We start from the raw sequence: 9,745 nt of genomic DNA on the forward strand, positions 1-9,745 counted from the left end.
TAAAATGAAATTGATTTGTTTCACCTTTTCTTGCAGTACGTCACGTTTTCGGGGGAAATGCCATGACAGAACTGAAGCTGGAGCCGTTCGGCAAAATGCCCGACGGTCGAAACATCGATCTCTACACACTAACCAACGAGCATGGCACACGCGTCGCCGTGACGACCTACGGTGCACGTCTCGTGCGCTTTGAAAAAGACGTCCAGGGGCACCCCGTCGACATCGTACTCGGTTACACGCGCGGCGAGGACTATGTGCGCGACACCGCATACATGGGCGCCGTCATCGGACGGCACGCCAATCGCATCGCGGGCGGGCGCATCACCGTCGGCGGCCGCCCCTACCTGCTCGAGCTCAACAGCGGATCAAAGAAACAGAACCACATCCACGGCGGCGCGCACGGTCTGCACACACATCTTTTTGACGCGGATATCGTCCATGACGGCGTCCGTTTTACAACCGTCAGCCCCGACGGCACGGGCGGCTTCCCCGGCAACCTTGAGGTGAAGGTCACCTATACACTCACGGGCGACGATGCCCTTTCCATCCGATACGAAGCCATCAGCGATGCCGAGACCATCTGCAATATCACGAACCACAGCTATTTCAACCTCGAGGGCTGCACCGCCCCGAGCATCCTCGACCACACGGCCGAGATCTACGCCGACACCTTCACATGGGCGGACGCAGAATCCCTGCCCGACGGGCGCATTCTCCCCGTTGCAGGCACACCGATGGACTTCACCACACCACGCCGCATCGGCGATCGCATCGACGCGGACTATGACGAGGTGCAAATGGCGCACGGCTACGACCACAACTGGGTACTGCGCGGCGACTTTGCACCCGAGCCATACTCGCACCTCAAAAAAGCTGCACGTGTAGCCGCCCCAAAAACAGGACTCATCCTCTCCTGCTATACCGACCGCATCGGCGTGCAGTTCTACACAGGCAACAACCTGCGCGGGGATACTCCGCCGGGCAAGGGCGGCATCGTCTTTCCCCGACGGAGCGGATTCTGCCTCGAGACGCAGTTTTTCCCAAACGCCCCTGCCAATCCCGCATTTCCGCAGCCCATTCTCGCTATGGACGAGCTGTTCACTGCCGAGGCTGTCTACAAAATCGACTCGGTATAGACCAATTTTTTCATAGAATACGGTTATATCTCTTCTAATTTTTTCAATCGTATTGACGTTGAAAATCTGTGGACAATCCCGTCAAACAGGGTTAATATAGGAGTTACATGTAGGTTCTACTCACAAAAGGGAGGATTGGGTAAATGAACATTCACGAGTATCAATCCAAACAGGTGCTGCGCGAATACGGCGTCAAAGTCCCGAACGGACTGCCCGCATTCACCGTGGACGCAGCCGTCGACAACGCCGAAAAACTGGGCAGTCCGGTCATCGTCGTCAAGGCGCAGATCCACGCCGGGGGGCGTGGAAAAGCGGGCGGCGTCAAGATCGCAAAGACAACCGATGAGGTGCGCCGCTACGCGCGTGAGCTACTCGGCAAAACGCTCGTCACGCATCAGACAGGTCCCGAGGGCAAGGTCGTCAACCGCCTGCTCATCGAAGAGGGCTCCAAGATCAAGAAAGAGTTCTACCTTTCCTTCGTCATCGACCGCCTCAGCGCGAGCATCGTCATGATGGGCTCCGAGGAAGGCGGCGTCGAGATCGAAAAGGTCGCCGAGGAGCACCCCGAGAAGATCATCAAGGAATACATCGATCCCGTCGTCGGACTCATGCCGTTCCAGGCGACGCGCATGGCATACGCCATCAACATCCCCGCGCCCGCCGTTCGCAAGGCCTCGACGCTCATGCAGCGTCTTTATGCCGCCTTCATCGGCAAGGACTGCTCGCAGGTCGAGATCAATCCGCTCGTCGTCACCGAGGACGACGATGTCATCGCCCTCGATGCGAAGCTCAACTTTGACGACAGCGCGCTCTACCGCCATCCGGACATCGCCGAGCTCCGTGACGACAGCGAAGAAGATCCGAAAGAACTCGAAGCTTCCGCGCACGGACTCAACTACGTCAACCTCGGCGGCGACGTTGCGTGCATGGTCAACGGCGCGGGTCTTGCCATGGCGACCGTCGACATGCTCAAGCACTGCGGCGGAGATCCTGCGAACTTCCTCGACGTCGGCGGCGACTCCGCCCCCGAGAAGATCGCAACCGCCTTTAACATCATGCTCGAAGGCGGACAGGCAAAGGGCATCTTCGTCAACATCTTCGGCGGCATCAACCGCTGCGACAACATCGCCAACGGCATCATCGAAGCCGCAAAGCTCATCTCCAAAGACGGCAAATCCCTCCCCGTCCCCGTCGTCGTCCGTCTCGAGGGCACGAAGGTCACCGAAGGACGCGAGATTTTGAAGAACACACCGATCGGCAATGTTTTCGCCGCAGCCTCCATGGAAGACGGCGCAAAACAGATCGTAGAACTCGTTGCAAAGGCGAAGGCGTAAGGGAGGTTCAGCTATGTCCATTTTGATTGATAAACATACCAAAGCCATCGTGCAGGGCATCACGGGCAAAGCCGCCCTCTTCCATACGCGGCAGATGCTCGACGCCGGCACGCAGATCGTCGCGGGCGTCACCCCGGGCAAGGCGGGACAGGTCGTCGAGGGCGTCCCCGTCTACAACACCGTCAGAGATGCCGTTAAGGCAACCGGCGCGAACGCCTCCGTCATCTACGTCCCCGCGCGTTTTGCCGCCGACTCCATCATGGAAGCCGTCGACGCGGAATTGCCGCTCGTCATCTGCATCACCGAGCACATCCCCGTCCTCGACATGGTCAAGGTGCGCCGCTACATGCAGGGCAAAAAGACCCGCCTCCTCGGCCCCAACTGCCCGGGACTCCTCACGCCGAATCAGGCAAAACTCGGCATCACCCCGACCAGCGTCGCAAAGCCCGGACATGTCGGGCTCGTCTCGCGCTCCGGCACCCTCACCTATGAGGCGGCGTTCCAGCTCACGAACGCCGGCATCGGACAGACAACCACCGTCGGCATCGGCGGCGACCCCGTCAAGGACATGGACTTCATCGACGTCCTGAAACTCTTTAAGGCAGACCCCGACACACTCGCCGTCTTCCTCATCGGCGAGATCGGCGGCACCGCCGAAGAAGAAGCCGCGAAGTGGATCGAGGAGAACATGCCCGAAAAACCCGTCGCCGCCTTCATCGCAGGACGTCAGGCGCCTCCGGGCAAACGCATGGGTCACGCGGGCGCCATCATCTCCGGCGGCAAGGGCACCGCTGCGGATAAAGTCGCCGCACTCAACGCTGCAGGCATCCCCGTCGCAGACACCGTCGCCCACATTGGTGAAACGATGGTGAAGCTCCTCAAGGAAAAGGGGCTCTACGAAAAGTGCCACACCTGCTGAGATTGTGCAGCGACAGAGAACGAAATCAGAGAATATAGGTGAATCACGGATGAAAATGGAGCGTGCGCAGAAATGTGCCGCTCCATTTTTGTATGCAGTTGAACGACGCCCCTCTCCCATATCTATAATTTCCCTTTATACTATCCCATGAAATTTATTTTCAATTTCGTTGAATTTCTTCCATTCCTGCGCTATAATATAGATATTAGAAAAAAGGAGGCATGCCCAATGAATCAAGATCAACTCAAGCGGATGCAACACGACAAAGGTTTCATCGCAGCCCTCGACCAGAGCGGCGGCTCGACGCCGAAGGCGCTGAAGGCGTACGGCGTGGACGAGAGCGCCTACCACGGCGAAGAGGAGATGTTCACGCGCGTCCACGAGATGCGCACGCGCATCATCAAGAGCCCTTCGTTTGACAAGAAAGAAATCCTCGCCGCGATTCTCTTTGAGAATACAATGGACCGCAAGATCGACGGTATCCTCACCGCAGATTTCCTGTGGGAGAAAAAGGGCATCATCCCCATTCTGAAGGTGGATAAAGGGCTTGCCGACGAAAAGAACGGCGTCCAGCTCATGAAACCGATCACAGGGCTCGACGCACTCCTCGACCGCGCAAACGAGCGCCACATCTTCGGCACGAAGATGCGCTCCGTCATCAAAGAGGCAAACGAGGCGGGCATCAAAGCCATCATCGACCAGCAGTTTGAAGTCGGTATGCAGATCGTCGGCAAAGGGCTCGTCCCCATCCTCGAGCCCGAGGTGGACATCCACTGCCCCGAGAAGGCAAAGGCGGAGAAGATCATGGTCGGCTTCATGAAGGAGCACCTTGCAAAACTGCCTGCAGACGCCAAGATCATGTTCAAGGTCACGATCCCGACCGAGGACAACCTCTACGAAGAGCTCATGAAGGATCCGCACGTCGTCCGCATTGTTGCCCTCAGCGGCGGCTATCCGCAGGACGAGGCAAATGAGAAGCTCGCCCGCAACCACGGACTCATCGCCAGCTTCTCCCGCGCGCTCTCGCAGGATCTGCGCGCAGGGCAGAGCGATGCCGAGTTCAACAGCGTTCTGAAGAAAGCCGTCGACGGCATCTACGCCGCTTCCATTACCTGATCCTCTCTCCACGGAGCTTCCGGCGACACAAAAAGGGCTTGCCGCGCATACATGAATCATGCATGTGTGCGGCAAGCCCTTTTTCGTGTGGAATAATAGTCACAGATTCTCCGGATGCGGCGAAATACAGCCTATCTTCTTTTATCGCAGGGATTTCACCTGTACGAGTTCGTAATTGTTTTCTTTCAGAACACCGGCACAAAACTCCCTAAGCATTGGAATATCATTCTGCATTGTCTCTCATACAATAGTAAAATTGATATTCTGATGATATGCATGTGCAAATATATTTCTCATATCTCTGATGAGCTTCCACGGGATTTCCTCACTGTGTTCCAAGAACTCATCCGAGAAGCTCTTGACTAGTTCGCCGATCGTCTGCATGGGCATAGCACATGCATTCCGATAGACATAGCTGTTCATGAACGCCTCTTCATTATCTCCGAAGAATCTCATCGTTTCTCTGATTTCGTCGCAGTACTTTTGAATCGACAACAGCACCTGCGCATCACGCTTGCCCACTTTCATAAAGTAAAATCTCATCCCTTTCTACGGCATCCTTGAAAATATAACAGTCCTCCGATAACCGGCTGATCAGATCCACTTCCTTATCCAGCAGTTCCTCTAAATCAAGTCGAAAGCCTGCCATCTTAAAAAGCCCCATACCTTTGGGAGCAACCATATGAAAATCCACGTCGCTCTCTTCCGTCGCCTCACCGCGCGCATAGGAGCCAAACAGGAACAATTTAACTACCCGATATTTTTCACAAATCGGACGAATTTTTTCCTTAATTTCATCAATCGTCAAAATCATTTCTGCCCCTCCTCTCCAAAGTTCAAAGCATCGCGAGATAATCGTCCAGCCGTGCATTTACATACCCCGCAAACAACGCCTCCATGCTGTCGATCGTCCCCTTCTCGTGATAGTCGTCAAACGCCTGATAATAGCGCATCCGATCCGTGAATTTAATATCGATCGGCGGATAGCCCGCCTTCATCAGCTCCAGATTGACGAGGAGACGTCCCGTGCGCCCGTTCCCATCGATGAAGGGATGGATCGCCTCGAATTCGAGGTGAAGCTGCGCGAGCCGCGACACAATATGCCGCTCCATATGATCTCCGTAAACGAGCAGCAAAAGCTCCATCTCCGACCGGATCAAATACGGTTGTACAGGATTGTGTTTCGCGCCCATAATGCTCACAGGGACTCTGCGGTAAACGCCGCGATCCGCGCGCTTATCCTCCAGCACCAGCGCATGAATCTGCTTGATGACCTGCTCTGAGAGCGGAACGTTATCCCGCACGAGCTCGAGCACGAAGTCAAACGCCTCCTTATGCCCCACCGCCTCGAGATGCTCACGCAGCGGCTTTTGCGCAATCGTCAGCCCGTGCAGCACCATGTCCGTTTCGCGCAGGGTCAGCGTATTGCCCTCAATGGCATTCGAGTTATAGGTGTACTCCACCGCGAATGCCTCTGTCAGACGTTCAATTTCGCCCCGTGTGAGCGGTCGTTTCGCGTCCAGCACCTTTTTCTTTTGGTCAATAATGTCAAGCAGCGATTCCACATTGAATCTCCTTATACTCGATGTTCGGCAGGTATCGCAATGAGCCGAATGCGCTCGAGGTCGTATATTTTGTGCCCGTACAATATCTCCCTACATAACTAAATTTGCCGTAAATTGTCAAGGACTCCGCGCACAGTTGCTTCGACTCGCAGAATAAAATTCTGCGGTGTATGCTCTTTGACAGAATTCGGCTTGAAATAAATACGTATACTAGATATTTTTTATATGTTTACAAAAACCACATTATTGTCAGAATACTTGTTTTGAATTACTGCCAACAAGCGCTTTCCGCGTATTTTCTTTTGACCGATATATGCTCACTATTTTTGCTCTTCCATTATAGCATTTCTTTCATTAATATGATAGCCCCCTTTAAGCCCTGCCGGTCATACAAAAAGAGCCGGCGCATGCGTACGTTTTTACGCCGCTGCACCGACTCTCTCCGGCTCTCACGCCTCATACACTTACTCTGTTGCCCGCAAAATCCGCTTTCGGATCTCGTTCAAAAAATATCGAAAACTCGGCGATACATTTGCATCCGGGCACATGTGCCGCCCGATGTTCACCGCCCACTCGCGCTTGCGCTTGCCGCGCTCCACATAGGTCGGGCAGCCCTTCTTCATCCGCTCCCTGCCGCCGTGATAGATCACATCCGCCAGACACTCCCACGTCCGACATACGCTGCGAGAAAAACGGCTCGGTAAAGCCCTTTTTCCAAAACTGCAAAACCATCTGCCCGCTGCGCATCTTCACCGGCTCGATCTTCTCGATGTTCGGGATCTTCGTCCGGATCTCGTCGAGCACGCGCTTGAACGTCTTTGGATTGTCCCGGTACATATACTGCGCCACATTGTTGAGATTGCTCCCCGTACGGTCAAGGTACTGCGCGGGCGCCGCGGACTGCATCTGCCGTGCTGCATCGGGCGTGAAGTAGCAGAGGTACCAGCTTCTGAGGAACATCAGAAACTTCTCGATGCGCGAATACTGCTTCATCGCGCCGAGTGTCACAACCCCGAGCTTGCGCAGATCAACCATCTCGACCTCGACGCGCCGTCCGTAGTCCCTGCCGCCGTCCTCCTGGCCGCCGTCCGCGCCCTCGAACGCATAGCCCTGCCCACGGATCAAATAGAGAAACGAGAGCGGACGCCCGTACGAATTTCCCTGCCGCCGTTGGCGCAGACGCTCTTCCTCCACATATGGACGGTTCTCATCATCCTTGTTGATCGTCAGCTCGTAGGTGATGGGGCGTGCATTCGACGTCTCGCGATAGTAGATCTCAAAGTGAATGGGTGCGTCCGCCCCCTGCGAGACCAGCTGATCATAGCCGCCGCGGTGACTCGCATCGCACGCCGTCTCCACATCCGTTGAAAGGCAGTCCGAAATAAAGCCGAACGCGTCCGCAAGCGTACTCTTTCCCGTACCGCTCGCGCCAATGATCACCACCATATTATCCAAATCTTCGCCCGACTGATCGCTGAACAGGCGCCCCATTTTGACATCTTTCAGCGACCCGTAATTTTGAATCCGAATACCAAGAATCTTTCCCATGAGAAATCTCCACCTATCGCGTGTCCACAGCCTGCGAGCTGCGCCACAAAGTCAAAGGGAAATCCGGCGTTTTCCGGCATACATTGGATCGCCCCGCAGGCCGCTCGTCCCGCAGCGGCGATACCGATGATTTGGACAAAATCACATAATCACATTCCGTAATAACCACGCCCTTTTACATCAAAGATATACCAATGCGTTTATTATAGCATAAGAGAATCGTTCTATGCTGCCGCGCTGCTCAAATATCCTCGTCTTGATTCTTTCGCCGCCGCCTGTTATCATAATGCCGTAAGATTTCGAGACCGTTCAAAGAGGGAGAACTCCATGCAGATCGTACTACTCTCCGGCGGTGCAGGCAAACGCCTCTGGCCGCTCTCCAACGACCTATATTCCAAACAGTTTCTGCGTCTCCTGCGCCGCGCAGACGGCACGCGCGAATCCATGATCCAGCGCGTCTGCCGCCAAGTACGCGAGGCGGCCCCCGGCGTTCCCATCACCATCGCAACCGCCGGCACGCAGATCTCGCTCATCCGCCGCCAGCTCGGCACGGATGTGAGCATCTCAGTCGAGCCGTGCCGCCGCGATACCTTCCCCGCCATCGCCCTTGTCTGCGCCTATCTGCACGAGGTACGCGGCGTACCGCTCACAGAGGCCGTCGCCATCTGCCCCGCCGATCCCTACGTTGCCTCCGACTATTTCCGCGCGGTCACAGACCTCCTCACCGAGGTCGAACGAGAGGGCGCTGCGCCGCTCCTCCTCATGGGCATCGAGCCTACCTATCCCAGCGAAAAATACGGCTACATCCTCCCCGAAACAGGCGACACACAAAGCAAAGTCGCCTCCTTCCGGGAAAAACCAGACGAGGCGACCGCAAAGAAATATATCGATGAAGGCGCGCTGTGGAACAGCGGCATCTTCGCATTTCGGCTTGGCTATGTACTCGGCAAGATGCAGGAAATCTTCCCCTTTGACGGTTATGAAGACCTCTACAACCGCTATGAGGAACTGCCGAAAATCAGCTTTGACTATGCAGTCGCCGAGAAGGAAGAGAATATCGCCGTCCGGCGCTACAGCGGCACATGGCTCGACATCGGCACGTGGAACACCCTCACCGGCGTCATGCCAGAAGACACCATCGGACGCGTCACTCTCGACGAGACCTGCTCGAATGTCCACGCCGTCAATACAGCGTCCATGCCCATCCTATGCATGGGGCTCAAGAACGTCGTCGTCGCCGCCAGCCCCGAGGGCATCCTCATCGCCGACAAGCACCGCTCCAGCATGATGAAGCCCTACGTCGAAAAACTCCATACCCCCGTCATGTATACCGAGAAATCATGGGGCGAGTTCCACATCCTCGACGCCGACACGAACAGCCTCACCATCAAGATCACCCTCAGCCCTGGACATGCTCTCACCTACCACATGCACGAACGCCGCGACGAAACATGGACCGTCATCGAAGGCCGCGGCCACGTCAAACTCGACGGCAACGAATTCGCCGTCTCCGAAGGACAAACCGTCCGCATCTCCCGCGGCTCCTTCCACGCCATCCGCGCCGAAACCCTGCTCAAGGTCATGGAAGTGCAGGTCGGAGAGGATATCGATGTCGAGGATAAGGTTGTGTGGGGATGTTGATTAATACATACTCAGGAGCGACGATTTTTCCGGATAAATAATCAAAATACGTCAGAGAAAGATTTTAGCATGTCATATCAAAATAAGATATTGTGGGGTTGTCAAGTAAAGTGTGTAAGTTTCTTATAGAGCGGAATATTTTCGGATCATCTGTCCGACACGCTCATCAATACAGAGTTGATTCATCACAATCGCCCAGTTCTGAATGGAGTGTCCCTTCCATTTCTTGTACAGCTCCTTGATCCGTAAGTAAAACACCTTGAACACAGCCGTCTCGCTTTGAAATGCCCCCTGCTTCGTTACTTTGCGAAAACTTGCATTGACGCTCTCTATCGCATTTGTTGTGTACATGACACGACGGACATCACTGCCATATTGGTAAAGTTGTTCAACATGCCGGAAGTTGTCCTTCCATACGCGAATTGCGCCCGGATACTTGCTCCAAGTCTCACAGAATTTCTCAAATTCGCTCTGTGCAGCCCGAAG

At 55.1% G+C, this 9,745-nt stretch carries 10 protein-coding genes; 5 read left to right on the forward strand and 5 right to left on the reverse strand.

Translation table 11 applies throughout. The features are described 5' to 3' along the window. The first annotated feature begins 62 nt into the window (after positions 1-62). The 4 genes from K341_RS0108035 (at position 63) to K341_RS0108050 (ending at position 4,505) form a co-directional block, all read left to right on the forward strand. On the forward strand, positions 63-1,136 hold the full coding sequence (locus K341_RS0108035; RefSeq protein WP_026762451.1) for an aldose epimerase family protein: 1,074 nt from the start codon (positions 63-65) through the stop codon (positions 1,134-1,136). A gap of 143 nt (positions 1,137-1,279) precedes the next feature. Next, a complete protein-coding gene (sucC, locus tag K341_RS0108040) occupies positions 1,280-2,470 on the forward strand; it encodes an ADP-forming succinate--CoA ligase subunit beta (RefSeq protein WP_026762452.1) in 1,191 nt (396 codons plus the stop codon). 13 nt (positions 2,471-2,483) lie between these two features. Further along, on the forward strand, positions 2,484-3,389 hold the full coding sequence (sucD, locus tag K341_RS0108045) for a succinate--CoA ligase subunit alpha (RefSeq protein WP_026762453.1): 906 nt from the start codon (positions 2,484-2,486) through the stop codon (positions 3,387-3,389). A 228-nt stretch (positions 3,390-3,617) separates the two neighbouring features. Further along, positions 3,618-4,505, forward strand: coding sequence for a fructose bisphosphate aldolase (locus tag K341_RS0108050; RefSeq protein ID WP_026762454.1), 888 nt, complete (start codon positions 3,618-3,620; stop codon positions 4,503-4,505). A 240-nt stretch (positions 4,506-4,745) separates the two neighbouring features. Here the strand turns inward: K341_RS0108050 and K341_RS11700 are convergent, their stop codons facing one another. The 4 genes from K341_RS11700 to K341_RS11705 all read right to left on the reverse strand — a co-directional run bounded on the left by K341_RS11700 (position 4,746) and on the right by K341_RS11705 (position 7,618). Beyond that, positions 4,746-5,033, reverse strand: a complete 288-nt coding sequence (locus K341_RS11700) for a HepT-like ribonuclease domain-containing protein (protein ID WP_009657861.1) — start codon at positions 5,031-5,033, stop codon at positions 4,746-4,748. Continuing rightward, positions 5,014-5,319 (reverse strand): nucleotidyltransferase family protein, encoded by a 306-nt coding sequence (locus K341_RS0108060; protein ID WP_009349429.1) that lies wholly within the window; start codon positions 5,317-5,319, stop codon positions 5,014-5,016. The genes K341_RS11700 and K341_RS0108060 overlap by 20 nt, the downstream gene beginning before the upstream one ends. A gap of 22 nt (positions 5,320-5,341) precedes the next feature. Beyond that, a complete protein-coding gene (locus K341_RS0108065) occupies positions 5,342-6,070 on the reverse strand; it encodes a Fic family protein (protein ID WP_026762455.1) in 729 nt (242 codons plus the stop codon). Between the two features lie 456 nt (positions 6,071-6,526). Next, positions 6,527-7,618, reverse strand: coding sequence for an AAA family ATPase (locus tag K341_RS11705; RefSeq protein WP_248676891.1), 1,092 nt, complete (start codon positions 7,616-7,618; stop codon positions 6,527-6,529). Between the two features lie 327 nt (positions 7,619-7,945). On the opposite strand from K341_RS11705, the gene K341_RS0108080 reads away from it, so the two are divergent. Further along, entirely contained in the window at positions 7,946-9,259 is a 1,314-nt protein-coding gene (locus K341_RS0108080) for a sugar phosphate nucleotidyltransferase (RefSeq protein ID WP_026762456.1), read from the forward strand. A gap of 123 nt (positions 9,260-9,382) precedes the next feature. On the opposite strand, the gene K341_RS0108085 is transcribed toward K341_RS0108080, so the two are convergent. Next, on the reverse strand, positions 9,383-9,745 hold a 363-nt coding region (locus K341_RS0108085), incomplete at its 5' end, for a transposase (protein WP_026762457.1).

Origin of the sequence: Centipeda artemidis DSM 19719 (genome assembly GCF_000426665.1) — a bacterium.
GTDB lineage: Bacteria > Bacillota > Negativicutes > Selenomonadales > Selenomonadaceae > Centipeda > Centipeda artemidis.

Bases quoted from the DNA above. Each gene is read 5' to 3' on its own strand.
- K341_RS0108035 (WP_026762451.1), top strand. From the start codon at position 63: ATGACAGAACTGAAGCTGGAGCCGTTCGGCAAAATGCCCGACGGTCGA.
- sucC (WP_026762452.1), top strand. From the start codon at position 1,280: ATGAACATTCACGAGTATCAATCCAAACAGGTGCTGCGCGAATACGGC.
- sucD (WP_026762453.1), top strand. From the start codon at position 2,484: ATGTCCATTTTGATTGATAAACATACCAAAGCCATCGTGCAGGGCATC.
- K341_RS0108050 (WP_026762454.1), top strand. From the start codon at position 3,618: ATGAATCAAGATCAACTCAAGCGGATGCAACACGACAAAGGTTTCATC.
- K341_RS11700 (WP_009657861.1), bottom strand. From the start codon at position 5,033: ATGAAAGTGGGCAAGCGTGATGCGCAGGTGCTGTTGTCGATTCAAAAG.
- K341_RS0108060 (WP_009349429.1), bottom strand. From the start codon at position 5,319: ATGATTTTGACGATTGATGAAATTAAGGAAAAAATTCGTCCGATTTGT.
- K341_RS11705 (WP_248676891.1), bottom strand. From the start codon at position 7,618: ATGGGAAAGATTCTTGGTATTCGGATTCAAAATTACGGGTCGCTGAAA.
- K341_RS0108080 (WP_026762456.1), top strand. From the start codon at position 7,946: ATGCAGATCGTACTACTCTCCGGCGGTGCAGGCAAACGCCTCTGGCCG.